Annotated in this window: 12 protein-coding genes; 4 read left to right on the top strand and 8 right to left on the bottom strand. The window is 74.7% G+C overall.

Annotated features, from left to right (window positions below; all coding sequences use genetic code 11):
• Positions 1-41: 41 nt before the first annotated feature.
• A complete protein-coding gene (locus F7Q99_RS26945; protein ID WP_326847149.1) occupies positions 42-698 on the bottom strand; it encodes an AAA family ATPase in 657 nt (218 codons plus the stop codon).
• A 257-nt stretch (positions 699-955) separates the two neighbouring features.
• Here F7Q99_RS26945 and F7Q99_RS26940 point away from each other — a divergent pair, with 257 nt between their 5' ends.
• Complete coding sequence (locus tag F7Q99_RS26940; RefSeq protein ID WP_153465515.1) at positions 956-1,309, top strand: DUF6401 family natural product biosynthesis protein; 354 nt, start codon at positions 956-958, stop codon at positions 1,307-1,309.
• Positions 1,310-1,471: 162 nt separating this feature from the next.
• On the top strand, positions 1,472-2,257 hold the full coding sequence (locus F7Q99_RS26935) for an alpha/beta fold hydrolase (protein ID WP_153465513.1): 786 nt from the start codon (positions 1,472-1,474) through the stop codon (positions 2,255-2,257).
• Positions 2,258-2,269: 12 nt separating this feature from the next.
• On the opposite strand, the gene F7Q99_RS26930 is transcribed toward F7Q99_RS26935, so the two are convergent.
• Entirely contained in the window at positions 2,270-4,972 is a 2,703-nt protein-coding gene (locus F7Q99_RS26930) for an ATP-binding protein (protein ID WP_326847148.1), read from the bottom strand.
• 236 nt (positions 4,973-5,208) lie between these two features.
• Here F7Q99_RS26930 and F7Q99_RS26925 point away from each other — a divergent pair, with 236 nt between their 5' ends.
• Complete coding sequence (locus F7Q99_RS26925) at positions 5,209-5,457, top strand: hypothetical protein (RefSeq protein WP_153465511.1); 249 nt, start codon at positions 5,209-5,211, stop codon at positions 5,455-5,457.
• Positions 5,458-5,557: 100 nt separating this feature from the next.
• Complete coding sequence (locus F7Q99_RS26920; RefSeq protein WP_153465509.1) at positions 5,558-6,061, top strand: LURP-one-related/scramblase family protein; 504 nt, start codon at positions 5,558-5,560, stop codon at positions 6,059-6,061.
• 51 nt (positions 6,062-6,112) lie between these two features.
• Here the strand turns inward: F7Q99_RS26920 and F7Q99_RS26915 are convergent, their stop codons facing one another.
• The 6 genes from F7Q99_RS26915 to F7Q99_RS26895 form a co-directional block, all read right to left on the bottom strand.
• Positions 6,113-7,780 (bottom strand): serine/threonine-protein kinase, encoded by a 1,668-nt coding sequence (locus F7Q99_RS26915; protein WP_153465507.1) that lies wholly within the window; start codon positions 7,778-7,780, stop codon positions 6,113-6,115.
• Between the two features lie 248 nt (positions 7,781-8,028).
• Positions 8,029-8,193, bottom strand: coding sequence for a hypothetical protein (locus F7Q99_RS41535; protein WP_230210330.1), 165 nt, complete (start codon positions 8,191-8,193; stop codon positions 8,029-8,031).
• A complete protein-coding gene (locus tag F7Q99_RS26910) occupies positions 8,190-9,284 on the bottom strand; it encodes an MFS transporter (RefSeq protein ID WP_230210329.1) in 1,095 nt (364 codons plus the stop codon). The genes F7Q99_RS41535 and F7Q99_RS26910 overlap by 4 nt, the downstream gene beginning before the upstream one ends.
• Positions 9,284-16,444, bottom strand: coding sequence for an amino acid adenylation domain-containing protein (locus F7Q99_RS43300; protein WP_153465505.1), 7,161 nt, complete (start codon positions 16,442-16,444; stop codon positions 9,284-9,286). Before F7Q99_RS43300 ends, F7Q99_RS26910 begins: the two co-directional genes overlap by 1 nt.
• A gap of 39 nt (positions 16,445-16,483) precedes the next feature.
• Positions 16,484-24,352 (bottom strand): amino acid adenylation domain-containing protein, encoded by a 7,869-nt coding sequence (locus F7Q99_RS26900; protein WP_153465503.1) that lies wholly within the window; start codon positions 24,350-24,352, stop codon positions 16,484-16,486.
• Between the two features lie 26 nt (positions 24,353-24,378).
• Complete coding sequence (locus F7Q99_RS26895) at positions 24,379-26,082, bottom strand: condensation domain-containing protein (protein ID WP_153465501.1); 1,704 nt, start codon at positions 26,080-26,082, stop codon at positions 24,379-24,381.
• Between the last annotated feature and the right edge of the window lie 35 nt (positions 26,083-26,117).

Here is a 26,117-nt window from a genome sequence, read left to right as displayed (position 1 = left end):
CGGAGTGTCGGCAGCTTCGGCCGCGCGCGGACTCGCCGACCCTACGACGCCGCGAAGACGATCTCCCGCAGGGCGCGCGCGGCGGCCCGGTCGAGTACCACGGCCGACGCACACCCGGCCGGCGGGTTCCCGGTGCCGGCGAGCCCGTCGTGCAGCCGCCGGGTGGCGGCCCGGTGGCGGGCGAAGGCGTACCGGGAGACGGCCTGCCCGCGGGCCTGCTGGCCGTCGCGCGCCTCGGCGGCGTCGGCGTCGAGCAGCAGCAGGTGGACGCGTCGGCCCTGCCGTGCGGCGGTGGCGGCGAGCCAGGACCGGACCCAGGGCAGCGTCCCGCAGTCGTGCACCGCGAGCGGCCCGCCGTCGAGCACCGCGCGCCGCAGCCGCCGGTAGTGGGTGAACCGGACGAGCGGGCGGTAGAGCGCGTACGGGAGGCGGGCGGGCAGCCGGGCCGCGTACTCCTCGCGGACCGGCTGGGAGTCGACGACGGGGGCGCGGACGCTGCGCCGCAGCAGGGTGCTCTTGCCGCTGCCGGGCAGGCCGGAGACGACGAGGAGGTCACCGGCGGGGTAGTGCAGCGCCGCCGGGGCGGGGCCGTGCCGCAGGTCGTGCAGGCCGTGCGGGCGCAGCACGGGGACGGCCCGGGCGGGCCGAGGCGGCGGCACCCAGGGCACCGCCGCCTCCGCCCGTCGCGTCCTGGTCACCGAGCTTCCCCCCTGCCGTTCTCCCCATGGAGCATCCCGCACTGCCAAGAGAGAGTAAAGAGCCGTGGTCAGGCAGGCTGCGGAGGGGGTGCCGGTCCGCCGATCCGCGGGTCTCCTCGATTCTTCGGCGCTGACGACGCGGCGGTCACGGAGCAGAACCGGCCAACGTGCGGCGCGTCCCCGAGGTGGCCAAGGTCTCAGCACGGAAGCGTTACGCCCCGCCGCGCCCGCCGGACGGCTCGCCTACCGTTGGACGGATGTTCGCCCCCTCCGACAAGCCCTCCGGGCGCTCCCCCGACGAGCCGGCCGGCTGCCCGCTGCCGGGCATCGTCGCCGCCTTCACGCCCCGCCTGGCCGAGTTCGCCTTCGAACCCGGCCTCGTCGCGAAGATCGACCAGCATGCCGCCGAGCTGCGCGAGCTGCTGTACGCGCAGGGGCCGGAGCTGCTGCCGCGGCGGCTGGACCGGGCGGAACTGTCGGACTACGCGCTGGGCTTCCTGGACGAGCTCGCCGAGATCGGCTGGCGGGAGCCGGTGGGCTACGACTTCGCGGTCGGCCGGCTCACCGCGATCTGCTGGCTGGTGCGCGAGCAGGGCCTGCTCGCGGCGTGACGACGCACCGCTTCGACGGGCCGGGGTCGCTGCCCTGGTCAGGCTCAGCCCATGGCGACGTGACCTGATCCCCCCGGGTGATCCGGGCCCACTCCCCGGCCCGTCCTGGCCGCGCGTACAGTGGCGGTCCACGGGCAGAGCGGCCGGGCGGGAGGGTGCGGAATGAGCGGGAGCACGACGGACGGCGGCACGGCCGGACACCGGGCGTTGCAGTGGCGGGTCCGGCCCGAGCGGCCCGGCGCGGCGGTCCTCGTGCTGCACGGCGGCGAGGAGCGCAACCTCTCCCGGCCCGGACTCCTCAACCTGCCGCTTCTGCGGATGCACGGCTTCCTCCGCGCGCTGCGTACGGACACCGCGGGTGCCGACGTCGCCATCGGCACCGTCCGCTACCGCCACCGCGGCTGGAACGACGAGCGCGCCGACGCCGCCCGGGACGCGCTCGCCGCACTCGACGACCTCGCCGAGGAGCTCGGCCCGGTGCCGACCGTCCTGGTCGGGCACTCGATGGGCGGCCGGGCGGCCCTGGCCGCGGGCGGCCACCCGAACGTCACCGGACTGGTGGCGCTGGCCCCCTGGTGCCCGCGCGAGGAGCCGTGCGAGCACCTGGCCGACCGCGACGTCCTGATGCTGCACGGCGACCGCGACAAGGTCACCCCGCCCGCCGACACCCGCGCCTTCGCCGCCCGCAGCCGTGCCGCCGGCGCCCGCGTCTGCGGCTACACCGTCACCGGCAGCGGCCACGCCATGCTCCAGCGCATCCCCGACTGGCACCGCGCCACCGCCCGTCTGGCCACCGCGCTGCTCGGCCTGCGCGACCTGCCCGCCGAGACCGTCTCGGCCCTCGCCCTGCCGTCCGCCTCCCGCGAAGCCCTCACCCTCCCGCTCCCCCGCCAGCCCCGCACCTTCTCCCCCGTCCACCGCTCGCCGGTGCTGCCCACCGACGTCTGACGGCGGGGACGGTCACAGGCGGCCGGCCGGCAAGCCCGCCAGTTCCGCGCGGGCACGGTCCGCCAGGCCGTGCGCGCCGCACCGGACGGCCAGGCCCAGCGCCTGATCGAGGTGGCGGCGCGCCTCGGCCGGGCGGCCGGCCGCGGCGACGGCCGAGCCGAGGTCGGCCAGCGCGAGGGCGTGCTCGTACCGGTTGGGGGCGTCCGCCAGCCGGTGGACGGCCTCCTCCAGCATCGCCAGGGCGGAGGGTCCGTCGTGGACCGCCGCGCACAGTCGCAGCGTGCTGCCGACCGCCGTGCCGGGGCCGAACTCCCGCGCGCGGCGCACCGCCTCGGCGGCCAGCTCCCGGGCCCGGTCCGGGTCCTTCGGTGCGACGGCCAGCGCCAGGTGGCCGATCCACGGCGCCCACACCGGATTTCGCCAGCCGCGGGCGTCCAGCGCCGCCCCGGCAGCCGTCAGGGCCTCGGCCGCGCCCGCGAGGTCGCCCCCGGCGAGCAGCAGCCTGCCGTACAGCGTGGGGGCGTCGGGCAGCACCATGACCGTGGGGTACGGCGGCCCGAAGTCATACGTCCGCGCGAGTTCCCACGCCTCGTCGGGGCGGCCCCGGGCGAGCAGGGTGTCGGCCAGGACTCCGACGGCGAACCACTGCAGGGGGATGCCCGGTGCGATGCGCTCCGCGGTCAGCAGGGCGCGCCGCAGGAAGGTCTCGGCCTCGTCGAGGGCGCCGCTCCTGAACCGGAGCAGGCCCATGAGGAAGAGCGCGAACCCCAGGTGGGCGCCGCTCCACCCGGCGACCTGGTAGGCCAGGACCGCCTCGCCGAACAGGGCCTCCGCACGGTCCACCCGGTCCGCGTAGAGGTAGCTGATGCCCAGGATGCCGGGCAGTTCGAAACCCCAGGTCGTGTCGGTCCAGCCGAGGCTCGCCGGCAGTCGGCCGTCGTCGGTCACCGACTCGGCGAGCGCCATCGCCCCGGTGACGTCGGCGCCGCGCAGGACGAGGTCCCAGCAGCGCAGCACGGACACGGCCGCGGTCAGGCCGTCGTCCCCGGGCAGGTGCCGGCTGTACTCCGCCAGCCGCCGCGACCGGTCCGGGCCGTCCGGCTCCTCGGCCTGGAAGGTCTCGAACATGAACTGCGCCACCTCCAGCCGCCGCCGGCCCGGCCCGGCGGCGGTGCGGGCCGCCTCGTCGGCGCAGACCGCGGCCGCCTCGCCGAGCCGGTTGCTGTGGGCCAGCGCCTGGGCGAGCCGGAAGGTGGCGTCCACCCGGAGTTCGGGCGTGAGCCCGTACTTCTCGTCGAGGGCGAGGCGCAACTGGTTGACCGTGGCGGCCGGGTCGGTCAGCAGCGCCGAACAGCCGAGCTCGTACAGGACGGCGGCGCGGTCCTCGTCGTCGGGCGGCTCGCTCATCGCCCGGCGCAGGCAGCGCACCGCCGCTTCGGGGGCGCCGATGGCCAGGTGCTCGGCAGCGGCGAGGCGCAGCTTGCGCACGATCTCGTCGTCGCCCTCCGGATGGGTCTCCAGCAGGTGGCGGGAGGCGGCCAGCAGGCCCAGACCGGCGTTCTCGACCTCGGTCGCGGCCATTCCGTGCATGCCGGTGCGGGTGGCGGGCGGCATCGACTGGTAGATCGAGCTGGCGATCAGCGGGTGGACGAACTCCAGCCGTCCGTCGGCCGTGGAGGTCAGCACGCGGTGGCGGCGCAGCTCCCGGACGGAGTCGGCGGCGGCGTCCGGGCCCTGGGCGCAGATGGCTCCCGCGAGGTCCTGGCGGATGCCGGTGCCGAGCAGGGACGCGGCCCAGGCGAACCTGAGGGTGCCGGGCCCGAGTTTCTCCACCCAGTGGCCGAGGGTCATTCCCATGGCGTCGGCGGCGAGTTCGCGCAGCTGTCCGGCGTTCGTCTCGACCGGATCCAGGCGCTGGTTGCGGACCTCGCGCAGCAACTCGGCGGTCTCGTACGGGTTTCCGCCGGTGACCGCCCACACGTGGCGGCAGAACGCGTCCTCGGCCGCATCGCCCAGTGCGGCCCGGACCAGGTCGGCGACCGAAGCGGGCTGGAGCGGTCGCAGCTCGTGCAGGCGGTCCGCCCGGCCGACGATGGTCTGCCGGAACTCCGCCACTCCGTCGGGGAATTCGTCCCGGCAGGCGAACACGAGCAGCACCGGGAGCTCGCGCGAACGGACCGTGAACCCCGCCAGCCAGCCGAGGGACTCCGGATCGGCCCAGTGCAGGTCGTCAACCATCACGGCCAGCGGCGCCCGCCGTCGCAGGAGCTGGATCAGGACGAAGTCCAGGCCGTCCCGCACCCCCTGGGGGTCGAGCCGGCCGGCCGGCGGCAGCAGGCCCGCGGCCGGTCCGACGATGTCGAACCACGACCCGAAGACCTCGTCCCGTTCACTCGCGGACAGTTCGGCCAGCGCGGGCTGGAGCAGCTGGCGCACCACGTGGAACGGCTCGTTGCGGCGCTGCTCGCCGCCGCGGGCGAACAGCACGGTGCACCCGGCGTGCTTCGCCAGGCGGCGCGCCTCGGTGAGGAGGGAGGTCTTGCCGAGACCGGCCGGCCCGACGTAGAGCAGCAGTTCCCCGAGCGCGATGTCGCCCCGCTCCTCCACGCGCCGGCAGACGGCGCGGACAGCCTCCGCGGCCGACGCGATCTCCGGCTCCCGCTCGCGCAGCGCGGGCCGGTCCGGACCTCCGGTGCCTACCGGCCCTCCTGGCACTCCTGGTCCTCCTGGCTCCACGGCATCGCCGGGCCACCCCGGTCGTTGGTTCGCCTGGTCGGCCACCCCGCACGTCCTTTCCCATGCCCGTGCCTGCCTACCGTCGCGAGGCTAGCGCCATCCGCCCGACGGCGAGGCGGGATCCGCCCGAACCGCTAGACTGCCGCGGCTCCGCCGCCCGGCCGGCGGGCGTGTCCGCTTCGCGGTGTCGTCGGCTCCGTGCTGTCGTTGACCCCATGTTCACTTCACCCCACGCCCGGGTGACCCTGACAGTCGTCACCGCCGTGCTCCTCACCGCGGGTGCCACGGCCACCGCGGCCCCTGCGCCCGGCCTGCGCGACGTCACCGCGCAGCAGTGCCGGGATGCCGGCGGGACGGTGGAGGGCTCCGGCTACTGCGTGGGCGCCGACGGCGATGACGAGTGGGGGGAACCCCTCGACGGGCAGGCCGTCAACCCGGACCCCAACCTCTGGGAGCGGCAGTAAGGGCGCCCCCCGCGATCCCCCGCGCTGATCAGCCGCTACGCTCTGGGCCGCGCCGCGCCACCGGGCCCGGCGGAAACGAACCGTCACGGGGGAAATTCCTTTGCGCTACCTGGTCCGCGACCGCATGTTCGCCTTCCACGAGGAGGCCTGGATCGAGACCGAGCACCGGGAGAAGCTCTACCGCGTCAACCGGAAGTTCCTCCGGCTGCGCCGCACCTTCGCCCTGGTCGACACCCGCGGCGAGCACGTCGCGAGCATCGTCCGCAAGGCCTTCACCATCCACCACACCCTGCTGATCAAGCAGGACGGCGAGCTGACGGCCAAGATCAGCAAGAAGATGTTCACGCTCTTCGGCGACCGCTTCAAGGTCCGCCTGCGGGACGGCCGCCGGCTGACGATAGCCGGCAACCTCTGGGACCGGGAGTTCGACATCCGCCACGACGGCACCACGCTCGCCCACATCTCCCGCCGCTGGTTCACCATCCGCGACGCCTACGCCGTGGACGTCCTCAGCCAGCAGGACGCCCTCATCCTGCTGATCCTGGCCGTCTGCGTCGACCACACCCTCCAGGACGCCAAGGGCGACCAGGTCACCAACCTCTGACGGCCCGACGGCCCCGCCCGAAGGCGCGGGGCCGTCCGCTCTTCCCGTGGGTCAGGAAGACCGTGCGTACGTGCGCGTGACGGTGCCCTTGGGGTCCGTTTCGAGGTAGCCGGTGCCGTAGTCGTCGATGCGGTAGACCATGAGGCAGGGGGTGCCGTCCATGAGGTCGGAGTCGACTTTGAGGAAGCGCATGGTCGGGTTGGGGACGTTGAGGGTGTCCTGGGCCTTCTGGAGCAGGGACGGGATGACGTCCCAGTTGTAGGCCTGCAGGTCTATGGGCTTTTCATCGCGAATGTTCTCGCCGCCGGGCTTGCGGGTGGCCTTGCCGTCCCGGTACGTGATGTCGTCGTAGAGCTTGGCACCGACGGGCACCTTGGCGGTGGCGAAGTCCGGGTAGATGACGAGCTCGTAGACCTTGCCGTCGGAGGCGTAGGGCTGGAGGGCCTGAATCGTACGGCGGACGCCGTCCGGGGTCATCAGGTCGCCCTTGGCGGTGGAAGCGGCCGCGGACGGCACCTTGGACGGCAGCCCCGCCGCCGAAGGCAGCGCCGCGGCAGGCGCGACGGACGTGGTGACAGACGCGGTGGCGCCGGAGGTGGCTGTCCTGCCGTCGGGCCTCAGGAGTACGAAGGTGCCGGCGCCCACCACCGCCACGGCGGCGACGGCCGCCACCACCGCGACCGTACGGCCCCGGCCGGAGGTCGGCGGTGCGGCGTAGCCCGTGGGAATCCCGTCGACCACTGGCACGGGCGCGGCGTAGCCCGTGGGTATGCGGTCGGCCACGGGCACAGGGGCGGCATAACCCGTGGGAATCCGGTCGGCCACGGGCCCAGGGGCGACGTAGGCCGTGGGAGTGTGTTCGACCGCGGGCACGGGGGCGTCCTGCTCGGCCGCAGCGAGCAGCCGGTCGAGCTGGTCGGCGTCCGGGCGGGTGGCCGGGTCCTTGGCGAGCAGCGCGGTCAGCATCGGACCGAGTCGCCCGGCCCGCTCCGGGTGTGGCAGCGGTTCGTCGAGGACGGCGGCGAGCGTGGCGAGGGTGGTCGCGCGGCGCAGCGGGTGGCGGCCCTCGACGGCGACGTACAGCAGCATGCCGAGCGACCAGAGGTCTGAGGAGGCGTTGCCCTCCTGACCGCGGATCCGTTCCGGGGCGATGTACTCGGGCGAGCCGATCAGCGCGCCGGTCGCGGTGAGGGCGGTGGCGTCCTGCATCGCGGCGATGCCGAAGTCGGCGAGCACCGGCGTGCCGTCGGGCCGCAGCAGCACGTTGCCGGGTTTGACGTCCCGGTGCTGGATGCCGACGGCGTGTGCGGCGCGCAGGGCGGCGAGCACGCCGCGGCCGATCCGGGCGGCCTCGGCGGTGCCGAGGGGGCCCTGGGCCAGGCGGTCGGCGAGGCTGCCGCCGGTCACCAGCTCCATGACCAGCCAGGGGTGCGGGTGCTCCGGGCTGTCGACGATGTGGTGGATGATCACCACGTTGGGGTGCTGGAGCCGGGCGAGCGCCTGCGCCTCGCGCAGGACGCGCTCGCGCAGTTCCCGCGCCGCGGCCGGGTCGGCGGCCGCCATGGCCGGGTCCATCGGGCGGACCTCCTTGAGGACCACCTCGCGCTTCAGCGCGGTGTCGCGCGCCCTCCAGACCAGGCCCATGCCGCCGCCACCGAGCTGCTGGAGCAGCTCGAACCGGCCGTCGATGAGGCGTCTCTCCGCCTCCGCTGAATTCATGGCGGTCATCGTAGGAGACGCCGGGGACAGCCGTGTACGCACCCCGATCGGCATGCGGTCCGCCCCCTGGGCGGCCGCTGCCGGGCGGTCCCTCAGATCACGTGCGCTCCCCCGGTTCCGGGATGTCCGGCCGGGGCACCGGGGCCGGTCGAGCAGGACTCGACCGGTACCCGGCAACCGTGCCTTCCGCTTCACGTCGGGGCGGGCCCGGGACGAGGCGGCCATGGCGCCCGTTCGGGCCCCTCGCCTCACGGCACCGGCAGCTCCCGTCGGGTGCGCAGGGGGCCCATGAGGAGCAGCAGCGCGCAGAGCGCGTTGCCGGTGTAGAGGAGCCACAGGGCGCCCCGGACGCCGAGGACGGTGCCCAGGGTTCCGCCGAGGAGGCTGCCGATCGGAATCGTCCCGTACATCACGAAGCGGATGCTGGAGCTGACCCTGCCGAGCATGTCCGGGGGCAGTAGGCCTGACGGAAGCTCACGATGATCACGTTGCCCGCGACGACCCCGGTCATCAGGCAGAAGTCTCCGACCAGGAAGGCCAGCAGGCCCGTGCCGTCCGTGGTGAGCGGGATCAGCAGTCCGAACGGGCCGCTGCAGAAGGCGCAGAGGACGACCGCTCGGGCGGTGCCGACCCGGCGGGCCAGGCGGGGCGAGATCACCGCGCCCAGGACGCCGCCGAGGCCGGTCAGGGCGATCAGGACGCCGATGACGCCGCCGCCGGCGCCGACCGTGCGGCTGAGGAAGACGATCGCCAGGCACTGGGCGCCGCCCAGGAACAGGTTCATCGCCGCATCGCACGCCAGGATCGTCCGCAGAAACGGGTCCCGGGCGAGGAACGCGAGGCCCTCCCGGATCTCGGAGACCAGGGACCGGTCGGCTCCCGACCGCTCCTCGCCGCCGGGCGGGCTCTCGCGGGCGCGGATCCGGGTGAGGAGCACGGCCGAGAGCAGGAAGCTCAGGCCGTCGGCGAGGAAGCCCAGGGCCGCGCTCGCCGTCTGGGCCAGCACGCCGCCCACTCCCGGGGCAACGACCTCGGCGGCGGACTCGCTGGTCTGGAGCTTCGCGTTGCCGTCCGCCAGTTCCTCCTGGGGCAGGAGCGCGGGGAGGTACGCGCTGTAGGCCGCACGGAAGAACACGTCGGCGGTGCCGGACAGGAGGGCGACGAGGAGGACCTGACCGGTCGTGAGGAGGTCCAGCCAGTCCGCCGCCGCCAGGGAGAGCATCAGTACCGCCGACACCGTGTTGCACACGATCATCACCGGTCGGCGTCGCATCCGGTCCGTCCAGGCTCCTACGGGCAGGCCGATCAGGAGCCACGGCACCCAGGCCGCGGCGCCCAGCAGGCCCATGGTGAAGGAGTCGGCGTCCAGTGTGTTCACCGCGATCAACGGCAGGAGCACGCGGGTGGTCGCACTGCCGAACTGACTGACGGACTCGCCTGCCCACAGGAGGCGGAAGTCGCGGCGGCGCAGGGCGCGGGGTGTCGTGCTCGTCGTCGTGCTCATTAGAGGACCGCGCCCTCGCACAGCAGCGCGGCGATCTGCGAGGCCGGCTTCGCGGCCATCATGTCGCCGTGCGTGCACGGTGCCTCGTGGTGGTCGATGCGGCCCGAGGCGTAGGGCTGCCAGGTTCCGGGCTCCGGTGCGTCGGCCTCGTGTGCGGCGCCGACGAGCGTGAGGTCGCCCCGGAAGACGCCCGGGCGGTGGGCGGTGGCGAGCGTGTCGTGATGGACGTACGCCTCTCCCAGCGCGGCGATGGTCTCCTCGTCGAAGGCCGCCAGCGGGCCGTCCGCCGTACGGGCCACGCGGACGAGGTCGGCGAGGGTCATCGGAGCGGGCCCCGTCGTGCCGGACGGCTCCTGCACCGGGTAGCCGAGCGAGTCCAGCAGGTCCCGCAGGGGGTCCGCCGCGGCCGTCCCGGTCGGTGGCTGCGCCTCGGTGGCCGGGTAGCCGTCCAGGAGCACGAGTTGCGCCACGTCCTCGCCGTCCGCCTGGAGCCGTACCGCCACCTCGTGGGCGACCAGCGCGCCGAACGACCAGCCCAGGAGGTGGTAGGGGCCGCTCGGCTGGACCGTGCGGATCAGGGTGGCGTAGTCGTCTGCCATCTCCGCGACGCTCGCGGGCCGCGCCCCGGGCTCGCTGAGGCCACGGGCCTGCAGCGCGTGGACGGGCCGGGCCGGTTCGAGGTGGTCGAGGAGGGCCCGGTACACCCAGCCGGTGCCGGCGCCCGGGTGGACGCAGAACAGGGCGGGCTCGCCGGCGGCGCCGGACCGCAGGGTGATCAGGGGGGCGAGCGCGTCGTCCGTACGGCCGGGCTCCGCGGTGCCGCGCTCCGGTACGCGGGCGGCGAGGCCCGCGACGGTGGGGGCCGCGAAGAGGTCCTGGACGCCCAGGTCCTCGCCCAGGGCCTGCCGGACGCGGGACATCAGCCGGGCGGCCAGCAGGGAATGGCCGCCGAGGTCGAAGAAGCCGTCGTCGGCGCCGACGGCGTCGCGGGGCAGGCCCAGCGCTTCGGCGAACAGGACCGCGAGGACTTCCTCGCGCCTGGTCAGGGGTGCCCGCGGTGCCGTTGCCGCCGTGTGGGACGGCTCCGGTGCCGGCAGCGCCGCGCGGTCGAGCTTGTCGTTGGGTGTGCGCGGGAACGCGTCGAGCACGACGATCGCGGACGGGACCATGTGGGCCGGCAGGGCCTCCGCCACGTGGGCGCGGAGCGCGGCGGGCTCCACGGCCGCGCCGCCCTGGCCCGGGACGACGTACCCGACCAGCCGCTGGCCGCCGCCCGGACCGTCGGACCGCAGGGTCACGGCGGCCCGGGTGATGCCCGGGGCGGCTGCGAGCACCGCCTCGACCTCGCCGAGTTCGACGCGGAAGCCACGGATCTTCACCTGGTCGTCGGTGCGGCCGAGGTACTCCAGGCGCCCTTCGCGGTCCCAGCGCACCAGGTCACCCGTGCGGTACATCCGGGCGCCCTCCTCGAACGGGCACGCCACGAACCGCTGGGCCGTCAGCCCCGGCCTGCGGTGGTAGCCCCGCGCCAGTCCGGCGCCCGCGAGGTACAGCTCGCCCCGCACGCCCGGCGCCACCGGGCGCAGCTCCGCGTCGAGGACGTACGCGCGGGTGTTGGCGACGGGGCCGCCCACCAGGGGGCGTTCGCTGCGGGCCGTGTCCCACCACAGAGCGTCGACCGTGCACTCGGTGGGGCCGTAGAGGTTGTGGCAGAGCATCCCCGGTGTGGCGCGCAGGCGGCTCCACAACTGTTCGTCGGCTGCTTCGCCGCCGATGAGCAGCATGCGTGGCGGGGCGTCGAGCAGTCCTTCCTCCACCAGTTGGGCGGCGTGGGTGGGGGTCACGTCGACGACGTCGAGGGCCGAGTCGCCGATGTACCGGACGAAGGCTGCGGCGTCGCGTCGGACGTCGTCGCCGATGAGGTGCAGCTCGTGCCCGGCGACCATCCACATCAGGGCGTCCCAGGAGGCGTCGAACGACAGGGACGCGGTGAGCGCCACGCGCAACTGCCTCGCGTCGACGGCTCGTTCGGCGACGGCTCGTTCGGCGGCGGCGATGGTGTGGGCGCGGTGGAAGGCATGGAGGTTGCGCAGGGCCGCGTGGTCGACGACGACGCCCTTGGGGCGGCCCGTGGATCCGGAGGTGTACACCAGGTACGCGGCGTCGGCGGGGCGGGGCACGCGGGCGGGGCTCTCGCAGGACTCGGCCGCGGTCGCGTTCTCGTCGTCGGTGAGGACGAGGGGGACGTGTGCGGCGGCGTCCAGCGGGAGCCGGCCGGTGGTCTCGCCGTCGGTGACGAGGAGCGCCGGGGCGCAGTCCGTCAGGATGTGTGCGATCCGCTCGGCGGGCTGGTCCGTGTCGACGAACACGAACGCCGCGCCCGTCCTGAGAACGGCGAACAGGGCGCACACTGCCGCGGGCGAGCGGGGCAGAGCGAGCGCGACCACCTGCTCGGGGCCCGCGCCGGCCCGTGCGAGGCGGTGGGCCAGGCGGTTCGACCGGGCGTCGAGGTCGGCGAAGGTGATCTTCGTGGCGCCGTGCACGAGGGCGGTGGCCTGCGGGGTGCGGGCGCACTGGGCCTCGAACAGTTCGGGGAGCGTGGCGGGCAGCACCGGCAGTGCGGTGTCGTTCCACTCCGTCAGCAGGCGCTGCCGGTCGGCCCGCGTCAGGGGGTCGGCCGCGCCGACGGGCCGGTCGGGTTGCGTCGCGAGCAGGTGCAGCACCCGTTCCAGGGCGGCGGCGATGTCCTGGGCCGTGGCGTGGTCGAACAGTTCGGCCGCGTACTCCAGGAAGCCGCCGATCCCGGCGGGCGCGCCGTCTGCAGCGCGGCGCTCCTGGAGGTCGACGGTCAGGTCGAACTGCGCGACTTCGAAGCGGAACGGCTCGCTCCGGACGTCCAGCCCGGCGAGTTCCAGCGCGGCGTCGGCCCCGTCCTGCACCTGGAGCAGGACCTGGAAGAGGGGGTGGCGGGCGAGCGAGCGCTCGGGGTTGAGCGCCTCGACGACCCGCTCGAAGGGGACGTCCTGGTTCTCGTACGCGGCGAGGTCGGCCTCGCGTACGCGGCGGAGGAGTTCGCCGAACGTGGGATCGCCGGAGACGTCGGTGCGCAGCACCAGGGTGTTGACGAAGAAGCCGACCAGGTCGTCCAGCGCCTCGTCCGGTCGGCCGGCGACCGGTGTGCCGATCGGGAGGTCGGTGCCCGCGCCGAGGCGGGACAGGAGGACGGCCAGGCCCGCCTGGAGCACCATGAACAGGGTGCAGCCGTGTTCCCGTGCCAGGCCCAGCAGGCGGGCGTGGAGGTCGGCGTCCAGTTCCACCGGCACCGAGCCGCCCGCGAAGGTCGCCGTCGCCGGCCGGGGCCGGTCGTAGGGCAGGGCGAGTTCCGCCGGTGCTGCGATCAGCTCCTCGCGCCAGAAGGCGAGCTGGCGTGAGATCAGGCTTTCCCGGTCGTCCTCCTCCCCCAGGACCTGCCGCTGCCACAGGGTGTAGTCCGCGTACTGCACCGGAAGCGGCGACCAGTCGGGGGCGCGTCCCTCGGTCCGGGCCCGGTAGGCGTCGGCCACGTCACCGAAGAGGGGGCCCCAGGACCAGCCGTCGAGCGCGATGTGGTGGACCACCAGCACCAGCACCCACTCGTCCGCGCCGACGGCCAGGAGCGCCGCGCGTACGGGCGGGCGCCCGGCCAGGTCGAAGGGACGGGCCACCAGGGCGTCGAGGGCCTCGGCGGTGCCCTCGGGGCCGCACGGCACGACGTCGAGGCGCACTGCGGCCTCGGCCGGCAGCACCTGCTGGTAGGGCTCGCCGTCCTGCTCCGGGAACACCGTCCGCAGTCCTTCGTGGCGGGCGATGACGTCGGCGAGGGCCCGGGACAGCGCGTCGGTGTCCAGCCGCCCGCGCAGCCGCAGGGCGAACGGGCAGTGGTAGCCGGTGCCCTGGCCCGCGCGGCTCAGGAACCACAGGCGGCGCTGGGCGGGCGACAGGGGCAGGGTGTCCGGGCGGTCCGGGGCCGCGGTCAGGGCGGGACGGGCGCGCCCCGGGCCGTCGGGGTCGCCGAGGCGGGCGGCGAGCCCGGCCACGGTGGGGTGCTGGAAGAGGTCCCGGATGCCGAGGTCGTCGCCGAGGGTCGAACGGATGCGGGAGAGCAGACGGGTGGCCAGCAGGGAGTGTCCGCCGAGGTCGAAGAAGCCGTCGTCGGCGCCGACGGCGGACAGGCCGAGCACCTGTGCGAAGAGCTCCGCCAGGATCTCCTCGCGGGGCCCGCGCGGCGCCCGGGAGGAGGCCTGCGCGGTGAGGTCCGGTGCGGGCAGCGCGGCACGGTCCAGCTTCCCGTTGCGGTTCATCGGGAGCGTCTCCAGGACCACGAAGGCCGAGGGGACCATGTGGTCGGGCAGGCTGCCGGCGAGCCGCTTGCGCAGGACGCCGGCCTCCGGGGTGCGGCCCGCGGCCGCGGTCACGTACGCCACCAGGCGCTTGCCGCCGGGGCCGCCGTCCAGGGCGATCACCGCGGCCTGGGCCACCTCGGGGCAGCCCCGCAGCGCGGCCTCCACCTCGCCGGGTTCGATCCGGAAGCCCCGGATCTTGACCTGGTCGTCCGCGCGTCCGAGGTATTCGAGGCGGCCCTCGCGGTCCCAGCGGACCAGGTCACCCGTGCGGTACATGCGGGCGCCGGCCTCGAAGGGGCAGGCGACGAAGCGGTGGGCGGTGAGCGAGGGGCGGCCGAGGTAGCCGCGGGCCAGGCTCGGGCCGGCCAGGTACAGCTCGCCGGGTACGCCGGGGGCGACGGGGCGCAGCCCCGCGTCGAGCACGTAGGCGCGGGTGTTGGCGATCGGACGTCCCACCAGCGGTTGTTCGCTGTGGGCCGCGTCCCACCACAGGGTGTCGACGCTGCACTCGGTGGGGCCGTAGAGGTTGTGGCACAGCATCCCGTCGGCCGCGCGGACCCGGGTCCACAGGGCTGCGCCCGCCGCTTCACCGCCCAGCAGCAGCACCCGGGGGCGGTGTGCGGGGTCGTCGAGCAGTCCCTCCTCGACCAGTTGCTCGGCGTACGTCGGGGTGACGTCGAGGGCGTCGATGCCCGCTCGGGCGATGTGCCGGACCAGGGCGGCGGCGTCGCGGCGGGTGTCGTCGTCGATCAGGTGGAGTTCGTGGCCCGCGACCATCCAGAGCAGGCCCTCCCAGGAGGTGTCGAAGGAGAGCGCGGCGGTGAGCGCCATGCGCATGCTGCGGCCCCGGCCGATCTCCTGCGCGCGGGAGATGACGCCGGCCCGGTGGAAGGCGTACAGGTTGCGCAGTCCGGCGTGGTCGATCACCACGCCCTTGGGTTCGCCGGTGGAGCCGGAGGTGTGGATGACGTAGGCGGCGCTGCGGAGGTGGATCTCGCGGCCGAGGGGCGTGTCCGGGAAGTGGCCGGGGGCGTCGGCGAGGACGTGGGCCGCACCGGTGTCCGGGAGGGTCGCCGCGGTGGCGAGGTCCGTGACGACGGTGGTCGTGGTGCGCAGCAGGTGGGCGATGCGCTCGGGCGGGTAGTCGGTGTCGACCGGGACGAACGCCGCGCCGGCCTTGAGCACCGCGAGGAGTGCGATCACCGAGGTGGCGGACCGAGGCAGGGCCAGGGCGACGAGGTGCTCGGGGCCGACCCCGTGGTCCGCGAGGCGGTGCGCCAGCGTGTTGGCGCGTGCGTCGAGTTCGGCGAAGCTCAGTGCCGTGTCCTGGAAGACCAGGGCGGTCGCGTCGGGGGTGCGGGCGGCCTGCGCCTCGAACAGCTCCGGGAGGGTCTGCGGGGGGACGGGGGCCGCGGTGTCGTTCCACTGGGCCAGGACCTGCTCGCGCTGCTCGGCGGAGAGGGGGTCGACGTGGGAGAGCGGCGCGCCGGGGTCGGCGGCCAGGCGCTCCAGCACGCGGGCTATCCCGTCCGCCAGGTCCGCGGCCGTCTCGCGGTCGAAGAGGTCCGTCGCGTACTCCAGTGCTCCGGTGACCCCGGCCGGGGCGCCGTCGGTGTCCGTCTGCTCGTGGAAGTCCACCGTCAGGTCGAACTTGGCGATGTCCCAGCCGACCGGTTGCTCGGCGCTGTGCGTGCCGGGCAGGGTGAACGCCGGGCCTTGTCCGCTCTCCAGCGTCATCATCACCTGGAAGAGGGGGTGGCGGGCCATGGAGCGCTCTGGGTTGAGCGCCTCGACGACCCGTTCGAAGGGGACGTCCTGGTTCTCGTACGCGGCGAGGTCGTCCTCGCGTACGCGGTGGAGGAGGTCGGTGAAGGTGGGGTCGCCGGATGTGTCGGTGCGCAGCACCAGGGTGTTGACGAAGAAGCCGACGAGGTCGTCGAGTGCTTCGTCCGAGCGGCCGGCGACGACCGTGCCGACGGGGATGTCGGTGCCCGCGCCGAGGCGGGACAGCAGGACGGCCAGGCCGGCCTGGAGGACCATGAACAGGGTGCAGCCGTGTTCCCGTGCCAGGTCGAGCAGCCGTGCGTGCAGTTCGGCGTGCAGTGTGACGGGGACGGAGCCGCCCGCGAAGCTCGCCACGGCCGGCCGGGGCCGGTCGTGGGGCAGGGCGAGTTCCGCGGGGGATCCTGCCAGCTCCTCCTTCCAGAAGTCGAGTTGGCGGGTGATCAGGCTGTCGGGGTCGTCCGCCTCCCCCAGGACCTGCCGTTGCCAGAGCGTGTAGTCGGTGTACTGCACCGGCAGCGGCTCGAAGCCGGGCTTGCGGCCCTCGCGGCGGGCCGCGTAGGCGGCGGCCAGGTCGCCGAGCAGCGGTCCCCACGACCAGCCGTCCGTCGCGATGTGGTGCACCACCAGCAGCAGCACCCAGTGGTCGCCGCCCAGCTCGAACAGCTCTGCCCGGAGCGGAAGTTCGGTGGTGAGGTCGAAGACGTGCCCGGCCTCCTCGGCGAGGGCGGGCGCGAGGCCCGCCTCCGTCGTCGGGGTGACCCGAAGGTGCGGAAGGCGGTCCGACACCTGCTGTACGGGTTCTCCGTCGATCTCGGGGAACACAGTTCGCAGCACGTCGTGCCGGGCGGCGAGATCGCCGAGCGCCGCACCGAGGGCGGCCGGGTCGAGCGGGCCGTGCAGCCGGGTGGCCAGCGGGCAGTTGTACGCCGAGCCGGTCTCGCCCATCTGGTTGAGGAACCACAGCCGCCGCTGGGCGAACGAAACGGGAAACACAGGACCTCCTGGGACGTGCGGGTGTGCGACGGTGCGGGTTCAGGACTTCGCGGGGCGCAGCGCGGGGCGTGCCCGGGGCGCGTCGTCCAGCCGGGCGGCGGTCATGGCCGGTGTGGGGTTCTGGAACAGGTCGCGGATCTTCAGCTCGCGGCCCAGCTCCGCCCGGATCCGGCTGATGAGGCGGGTCACCAGCAGCGAGTGGCCGCCGAGGGCGAAGAAGTTGTCGTCGGGGCCGACCGACTCCTTGCCGAGCACCTGCGCGTACAGCTCGCGGACCCGCTGCTCGGTCCCGTCGCCGGTGTCCGGTTCGGCCGTGCTCCCGGACGGTCGGTCGTGGGCGGGGTGCGGCAGGTGTGCGACCGCGCCCACCGGCTGCTCGGGGCCGGCCGCGAGGTGCCGCAGCACGGCGGCCAGGTCCTGCGCCAGCCGCTCGGCGGTCCGGTGGTCGAACAGTTCGGTGGCGTAGGTGAGTTCGCCCACGAGGCCGAGCGGGCTGCCGTCCGCCGCGCGCTGTTCGCCGAGGTCGACTCCCAGGTCGAACTTCGACACCTGCCACTCGACGGGGTGCGACTGCGCGTCGAGGGCCGCCAGGCGGGGCAGGGCCGGGGGTTCGGTCTGCACCTGGAGCAGCACCTGGAAGAGGGGGTGGCGGGCCAGGGACCGTTCGGGGTTGACGTCGACGACGACCCGTTCGAAGGGCACGTCCTGGTGCTCGTACGCGGCGAGGTCGCTCTCGCGCACCCGGTGCAGGAGGTCGGTGAAGGTGGGGTCGCCGGAGACGTCGGTGCGCAGCACGAGGGTGTTGACGAAGAAGCCGACGAGGTCGTCGAGTGCTTCGTCCGAGCGGCCCGCGACCACGGTGCCGATGGGGATGTCGGCGCCCGCGCCGAGGCGCGACAGCAGCACCGCGAGGCCGGCCTGGAGCACCATGAACAGGGTGCAGCCGTGCTGCCGTGCCAGCTCCAGCAGGCGGGCGTGGAGGTCTGCGTCGAGCTCCACCGGGACGGAGCCGCCCGCGAAGCTCGCCACGGCCGGCCGGGGCCGGTCGTGGGGAAGGGCCAGTTCGGCCGGGGCGCCTTCCAACTCCTTCTTCCAGAAGTCGAGTTGGCGACGGATCAGGCTGTTCGGGTCGTGCTCGTCGCCGAGCAGCTCGCGTTGCCACAGGGTGTAGTCGGTGTACTGCGCCGGGAGCGGCTCGAAGTCGGGCGCGCGGCCTTCCCGTCGGGCCGCGTAGGCGGTCGCCAGGTCGCCCAGCAGGGGCGCCCATGACCAGCCGTCCGTCGCGATGTGGTGCACCACCAGCACCAGCACCCATTCGTCGCCGCCCAGTTCGAACAGCCGGGCGTGCAGGGGCAGGTCCTGCGCGAGGTCGAAGTGGTGGCCCGTCGCCTCGCGTACGGCCGCGGGCAGGTCCGCCTCGGTGACGCGCTCGCACTCCAGCGTCACCGGTGCCTGCGCCGCGGTGCGCAGCCGGATCCGGGGCTCCCCGTCGATCTCGTCGAACAGCGTCCGCAGCACGTCGTGCCGGGCGGTGAGATCGCCGAGTGCCGCGCTCAGGGCGGCCGGGTCGAGCGGGCCGTGCAGCCGGTAGGCGAAGGGGACGTTGTGGTTCGCGGACCGCTCCTCGGCCTGCTGGGCGAACCACAGCCGGTGCTGGGCGAAGGACAGCGGGGGCTCCTGCCCGCACGACGTGCGGCGCAGTGGCGGCCGGGCCTGTTCGGCGCGGCCCGCCAGCTCGGCGAGCGCGGCGACGGTCTGCGCCTGGAAGACGTCCCGCAGCGACAGTTCGACGCCCAGGGCCGTGCGGACGCGGCTGACCAGCCTGGTCGCGAGCAGGGAGTGGCCGCCCAGGTCGAAGAACCCGGCGTCGGCGGCGACGGCGTCGAGGTCCAGGAGTTCCGCGAAGAGACCCGCCAGGATCTCCTCCCGCGGGGTGCGCGGCGGGCGGCCGCCTGCGGCGGACGGCGCGGGTTCGGGCAGGGCCCGGTAGTCCACCTTGCCGTTGGCGGTCAGCGGCAGGGCGTCCAGGACGACGAGGTGCGCGGGGATCATGTAGTCCGGCAGCAGGCCGGCGAGCCGGGCGCGCACGTCGGACCGGGAGACCGCGCCGACCACGTAGCCGACCAGCCGCCTCTCGCCGTCCCCGGCCGCCCTGGCGGTGACCACGGCCTGGCGTACGCCCGGGCAGGCGGCGAGCGCCGACTCCACCTCGCCCGGCTCGACCCTGAAGCCGCGGACCTTCACCTGTTCGTCGGCCCGGCCGAGGAATTCCAGCAGGCCGTCCGTCCGCCGGCGGGCCAGGTCGCCGGTGCGGTACATCCGGGTCCCGGGTGCGCCGAAGGGGTCGGCGACGAACCGCTGCGCGGTCGCTGCCGGGCGCCGGTGGTAGCCGCGCGCCACCCCCGCTCCGGCGACGTACAGCTCGCCGGGGGTGCCGGGCGGCACCGGGCGCAGGCGGTCGTCGAGCACGTGGACGCGGGTGTTGTCCAGCGGCCGGCCGATCGGCACCGGGCCGTCGGCGCGGCTCGTGACGAGGTGGGAGGTCGCGCAGAGGGTCACCTCGGTCGGACCGTACAGGTGGCGGATGGCCGTGGCCGGACAGGCGGCCTGTACCGCCCGTACCGCGGCGGGGCTGACCACGTCGCCGCCGGTCAGCACCTCGCGCACGGTGGCCAGGATGCCGGGGTGCTCCTCGGCGACCACCCGGAACAGTCCGGCGGTGAGGTGGAGGGCCGTGATCCGCTCGTCGCGGACCAGTGCGCCGAGTGCGGCGACGGTGAGCTCGCCCTCGGGGGCGACGACCACCTGCCAGCCGGACAGGAGGGCCACCCACAGCTCGTAGTCGGCGATGTCGAAGGCGTGCGGGGCGTGGAACAGCACGCGCCGGGGTCCGCCCGTGTGCCAGCCGCGGTCCGCCACCAGGTCCAGGACGTCCCGGTGGGTGACGGCGACGCCCTTGGGCTCGCCGGTGGAGCCCGAGGTGTGCATGAGGTAGGCCAGCTGGTCGGGGCGGCACCGCACCGGCGGGGCCGTGTCGCCGCTGTCGCCGGTTCCCGCCGGGCCGTCGGCTCCGGCGCCGCTCACCAGGACGGTCTGCCCGCAGCCGAGCCCCAGCCGGTGGAACTCCTCGTCCACCAGCAGGACCGGGCAGCCGGCGTCGTCGAGGATCCGCTGCAGGCGCGTGACGGGGTGGCCGGTGTGCAGCGGCACGTACGCGCCGCCGGCCTTGAGGACGGCCAGCATCGCCACGACCACGCCGGGGGAACGCCCCATCAGCACGCCGACCGGGGTCTCGGTGCCGACACCGAGCCGGGTCAGCCGGTGTGCCAGCCGGTTCGCGCGCTCGTCGAGCTCGCGGTACGTCAGCTCGACCGGTCCGGCCTTGAGCGCGACGTCGTCAGGGGTGCGCGCCGCCTGGCGGGCGAACGCCAGGTGGACACCCTCGAGGGCGTCCGGGCGCGGCGGCGCGGCCGGCAGCCGGTCCCCGACCAGCCGGGCGTGCTCCCCGGGCAGCAGCAGCTCCAGGTCCGACACCCGTGCGCGCGGCCGGGAGACCGCCGACTCCAGGACCGTGCGCAGCCGTGCGCCGAGCGTGCGGACGGTGTCGCGGTCGAAGAGCTCGGTGCGGTACTTGGCCACGGCGCGCAGTCCGCCCGCCGCGCCGGCCCCCTCGGTGAACTGGAACGCGAGGTCGAACTCGGCCTCGGTGACGTCGACTTCCGCGGTGTCGGCGGTGAGCCCGGCCAGCTCCAGGGCGGCCGTGGACGCCGCGCGCCGCAGGGTCAGCGCCACCTGGAAGAGGGGGTGACGGGCCAGCGAGCGCCGCGGATTGACCGCCTCGACGACCTGTTCGAAGGGCACGTCCTGGTGGGCGAACGCGGCCAGGTCACTCTCCCGCACCCGGTGCAGCAGCTCGCCGAAGGCGGGGTCGCCCGAGACGTCGGTGCGCAGGACCAGGGTGTTGACGAAGAAGCCGACCAGGTCGTCCAGCGCCTCGTCCGAGCGCCCCGCGACCACCGTTCCCACCGGGATGTCCGTGCCCGCGCCGAGGCGGGACAACAGCACCGCGAGCGCCGCCTGCAGCACCATGAACAGCGTGCAGCCGTGCCGGCGGGCCAGCGCCTCCAGCTCGCCGGTGAGCGCGGCGTCCAGGTCGAAGGCGACCGCGTCGCCCGCCGGGCTCGCCACCGCCGGCCGGGGCCGGTCGGCGGGCAGCGCCAGCTCCTCGGGCAGCCCGGACAGCGCCTCTCGCCAGTAGGCGAGCTGCTCCGGCCCCGCGCCCTCCATCAGTTCCCGCTGCCAGAGCGTGTAGTCGGCGTACTGCACCGGCAGCGGTGCGCAGTCCGGCTCCCGGCCCTCCCGCCGGCTCGCGTACGCCGCCGCGAGGTCGCCGAGCAGCGGCCCCCAGGACTCGCCGTCGGTGGCGATGTGGTGGAGCGCCAGGACCAGGGTGTGCTCGGCCGGCCCGGCCGTCAGCAGGGCGGCGCGGACCGGGGCGGCCGTGGCCAGGTCGAAGGCGCGACCCGCCACCTCGGCGGCGTCGGCCCGGGCCGCGTCGAGGACCTCCAGCTCCGGCGCGGCCGCGGGCAGCACGCGCTGGCACGGCTCGCCGTCCACCTCCGGGTAGACGGTGCGCAGGATCTCGTGCCGCTCGGCGAGGTCGGCCAGCGCGGCGCGCAGCGCGGGCACGTCGATCGGGCCGCTGAGCCGGACGGCCACCGCGCTGTGGTAGGCGGGGTTCGGCCCGTCGAGGCGGTCGAGGAACCACAGCCGCCGCTGGGCGGCGGAGAGCGGCAGTCGGGCGGGGCGCTGCGCGGGCCGCAGTGCCGGGCGGGCGCCGCCCGCGCCGTCGAGGCGGGCGGCGAGGCCCGCGACCGTGGGGGTGTTGAAGACCTCGCGGACCCCCAGCTCCACGCCGAGGGCGCCACGTACCTGGGTCACCAGGCGCATGGCCAGCAGGGAGTGGCCGCCCAGTTCGAAGAAGTCGTCGTCCACGCCGACCTTGGGCAGGCCCAGCACTGCGGCGAACAGGCCCGCCAGGACCTCCTCGTGGGCGGTGCGCCCGGTGCGGCCGCCCGTGCGGTGGCCGGGTGCGGGCAGGGCCCGCCGGTCCAGCTTGCCGTTCGGCGTCACCGGCAGGGCGTCCAGGACGACCACCGCCGGCACCATGTGCTCCGGCAGCGCGGCGGCCAGGGCGCGGCGCAGCGCGGCGGGCGTCGGGTCGGCACCCGTGGCGGGTACCACGTAGGCGACCAGCCGCGGATCGCCCGGCCGGTCCTCGCGGACGACGACGGCCGCGCGGGCGACGCCGTCGCAGCCCGCGGCGGCGTTCTGCACCTCGCCGAGCTCGATCCGGAAGCCGCGGATCTTCACCTGGTCGTCGGTCCGTCCCAGGTATTCCAGGACGCCGTCCGGGCGCCAGCGCACCAGGTCACCGGTGCGGTACATGCGCTCGCCCGGTGCGAAGGGGCAGGCCACGAATCGCTCGGCGGTCAGGCCGGGCCGGCCGAGGTAGCCGCGTGCCAGCTGGACGCCGGCCAGGTAGAGCTCACCGGCCGTACCGGGCGCCGTCGGTTCGAGCCGGCCGTCGAGCACGTATGCGCGCGTGTTGGCGGCGGGGCGTCCGATCGGGACGGGGCCGGGGCCGGGCCGGCAGGCCCAGAGGGTGACGTCGACGGCGGCCTCGGTCGGGCCGTAGAGGTTGTGGAGCTCGGTGTCCGGGAGGGTGCGGAAGAACGTCTCCTGGGTGTGGGGGGAGAGCGCTTCGCCGCTGCTGATGACCCGGCGCAGCGAGCGGGCCCGCGACGCGTTCGGCCCGCCCAGGAACGCGTCCAGCATGGACGGCACGAAGTGCGCGGTGGTGACGGACTCGCGTTCGATCAACTCGGCGAGGTAGGACGGGTCCTGGTGACCGTCGGGCCGGGCCACCACCAGGGTGGCGCCGGTCAGCAGCGGCCAGAAGAACTCCCACACCGACACGTCGAAGCCGCACGGCGTCTTCTGCAGCACGCGGTCGTCGGGACCGAGCCGGTAGGTGCGCTGCATCCACTCCAGCCGGTTGACGATGGCCTCGTGGGAGACGAGGGCGCCCTTGGGGCGGCCGGTGGAGCCCGAGGTGAAGATGGCGTAGGCGGGGTGGCGGGGGTCGAGGGCGGGCCGGGGAACGGCCTCGGCCGCGGGCAGCGGGGCGTCCAGGCGCAGGGTCGGTGTCCCCGGCGCCTGCCAGCCGGAACTCAGCAGCAGCGCCGGAGCGGCGTCCGCCATGATGCCGAGGTTGCGCGCCTCGGGCTGGCCGAGGTCGACGGGCAGGTACGCGGCGCCGGCCTTGAGCACGGCGCACAGCGCGACGATCAGGTCCACGGAGCGCGGCAGCGCCACCGCGACCAGGCTCTCGGGGCCGATGCCGCGGCCGGTCAGCACGGACGCCAGGCGGCCGGCGCGTTCGTCCAGCTCGCGGTAGCTCAGGTGCTGCCCCTCGAAGACGACGGCGGTGGCCTCGGGGGTACGGGCGACCTGGGCCTCGATCAGATCGGGCAGGGCTGCGGCGGGGAAGTCGGCGGCGGTGTCGTTCCAGTCCGCGAGGACGCGGCCCCGCTCCTGGTCGGTGAGGGCGTCGAGGGCGCTGACCGGGGCGTCGGGGTCGGCCGTCCACCGCTCCAGCAGTCGCACCAGCCGGGCGCCGAGCTCCGCCGTCCGCTCCCGGTCGAGCAGTTCGGGGTGGTGGCTGAGCCTGAGCCCGAGGGCGGCGCCCGGCTCGACCACCAGGGTGAGCGGGAAGTGCGTGGTGTCCCGGAACCGGATCCGCACGTCCAGATCGACGCCCGGCAGGTCGAGCGCGTAGTCGCTCATCGGGAAGTTCTCGAAGACCAGGTTCGTGTCGAAGAGGGCGGCCGGGGAGCCTGCCAGGCGCTGGAGTTCGGTCAGTCCGAGGTGGTCGTGGTCGACCAGGTCGGCGCGCTGGCGCTGCAGCGCCTGGCACGTCTCGCGCAGCGGGGCGGCGCCGTCGATCCGGGCGCGGACCGGCACGGTGTTGATGAGCATGCCGATCATCTGGTCAACCCCGGCCAGTTCCGCGGGCCGGCCGCTGACCGTGCAGCCGAACACGACGTCGTCGTGGCCGGTGCTGCGCGCGAGCAGGACGGCCCAGGCGCCCTGGATCACGCTGGTGAGCAGCAGGCCGCAGTCCCGGGCCCGGGCGGTCAGGGCCGCCGTCTGCCGCTCGCCCAGGTGCAGGACCACGTCCTCGGGGGTGGCCCCGGGCGACACCTGGCCGGCCGGAGCGAGCCGGGTGGGCTGGTCGAGACCGGCCAGTGCGGTGCGCCAGGCCCGCTCGGCCGCCGGGCGGTCGCGCTGCGCCAGGTGGTTCAGGTAGGTGCGGTACGGCCGTACCGGCGGCAGCTCACCGGTCCCGTAGAGGGTGAACAGTTCGCGGAAGAGCAACCCGAACGACCAGCCGTCCAGGAGCAGGTGGTGGGCCGTCACCAGGAGCCGGTGCCGTGCGGCGCCGAGCCTGACGAGGGTGAAGCGCAGCAGCGGCGGGCGGCGGCTGTCCACGCCCAGTGCCCAGTCCTGCTCGGTCAGTTCGGCGGTGCGGGCTTCGGCGGCCGGCGCGTCGAGGCCGCCGAGGTCGTGCTCCTGCCAGGCCAGCGGCATGTCCCGGCGGACCACCTGGACGGGGTCGCCGTTCCTGCGGTTCGTGAAGGCGACCCGGAGGTTGGCGTGGCGGCGCAGCAGGGCGTCGGCGGCCTCCTTGAGCCGGGCCCGGTCGAGCGCGCCGTCCAGGTCGACCGTGAACTGCGCGATGTAGAGGTGCTTCGACTCCGGGTCGTATCCGGAGTGGAAGAGCATGCCCTCCTGCAGCGGGGAGAGCGGCAGGACGTCCTCGATCGCCGGCTGGCTGGTGTTCATGGGCTGGGTTCGCTTTCTGGAGTGCGTCAGAGGACGTCGAGGGCGGCTGCGAGTTCGTCCAGCTCGTCCTGGTCGATCGAGGAGAGCGTGAGATCGGCGGCGACCGCGGCGCCGGTGTCCGGACGGTCGGCGTGGGCGACGAGGGCGGTGAGCATCCGGAACCAGGATTCGGCGAGGGCGCGCACCTGCGGCTCGTCGAGCACGCCCGGCGCCCAGGCCCAGGCGGCGTGCAGGACGGGCCCGTCGGCCGAGTCGAGGACGAACGCGTTGACCTCGACGGCGTGCGCCATGGGCATGCCGGGGCCGGGGGCGTCCAGCCGGGCACCGTACTCAGGCAGCAGCTGCCAGTCGGCGCCGCCTGCCCCGCCGAAGCGGCCGAGGTAGTTGAAGCCGAGCTGCGCCGGGTCCGTGGCGGCCAGCACCTGGCGGGCGTGCGGGTCGAGATGGCGCAGCAGGCCGTAGCCGAGCCCCTTGCGGGGGATCGCGCGCAGCTGTTCCTTCACCCGCCGCAGGGCGAGGGCGACGGTGGGGCCGCCGTGCTCCGCGTCGGATGCGTCCAGCCCGTCCAGCGCGAAGCGGGTGGGGAAGAGGGTGGTGAACCAGCCGACCGTGCGGGAGAGATCGGCCTCGACGGAGATCTCCTCGCGGCCGTGCCCCTCCAGGTCCACCAGGAGGCTCGCCCCGCAGACCGGCCAGCGGGCCAGGGCGAGTGCGAGGCCGGTCAGCAGCAGCTCGTTGGTGTCCGCGCCCAGCCGGTCGGCCACCGACGTCAGCAGCGGCCCGACCGTGGCGGCGGGAAGGCTCAGGGCGAGGTGTGCGGCCAGGTCCTCGTGGTCGCGGGCCGGGTCGAGCGGACGGCGGCCGACGGGGTCGGATCCCGGCCGCAGCACGTCGCTCCAGTACGGGAGTTCGGCGGCGCTCCGGTCGCCGGCGGCTTCCGCCGCGAGCAGTTCGGACCAGCGGCGGAAGGAGGTGGGCACGGGATCGAGGCGCGGGGCGCGGCCGGCCGTGACCGCCGCCCACGCCTGCGCCAGGTCGCCGGTCAGCACCCGCCAGGAGATTCCGTCCACGACCAGGTGGTTGACGACGAGGGCGAGGCGGCCGGGCCGGTGCGGGCCCGCGTCGAACCAGACGGCCTGGACGAGCACGCCGTCCGCGGTCGACAGGCGGTCCCGGGCCGCGTGCACCTCCCGTTCGACTTCCCCGGCGGTTCCCGCGCCGTCCGTTCGGACCCGGACGAGACAGTCCTCGGCCCTGACCGTGCCGGCCGCCCGGGTGTGCGGCACTCCGTCGACGGTGTGCAGCCGAAGCATGTCGTGCCGGTCGAGGACAGCCTGCAGCACCGTGTGCGCGGCCTCCTCGGTCAGTTCCGCCGGGGTGCGCACCACCAGGAACTGGTAGTAGCTGTCGGCCGGTCCGCCGCGCTCACGCAGCCAGTGCATGATCGGCGTCGGACGGATCGGCCCGGTGCCGTCGTCCTCGCCGGCCGGGCCGGCGGGCGCCAGCGGTCGGGCGGTGGCGGCCAGGGCCGCCACGTCCGGCTGGGTCAGCACGTCGCGGACGGTGACGGCCAGTCCGGCCCTGCGGGCGGCGCCGACGACCTGGACGGCGATGATGCTGTCGCCGCCCAGCCGGACGAAGCCGTCCTGCGGTCGGACCTGCGGCACCGCGAACAGGTCCGCCAGCACGCCGCACAGGATCTGCTCCGGCGTTGTCACGTCGATCTCCATCGTTGTCTGCCTTGTTCTCGTTCTGTCGCGGGTTT

The sequence above is a fragment of the Streptomyces kaniharaensis genome (assembly GCF_009569385.1).
GTDB classification, from domain to species: Bacteria; Actinomycetota; Actinomycetes; order Streptomycetales; family Streptomycetaceae; genus Kitasatospora; species Kitasatospora kaniharaensis.
Note: the sequence above shows the minus strand (reverse complement) of the source record. Positions and strands in the feature narration are given on the sequence as shown.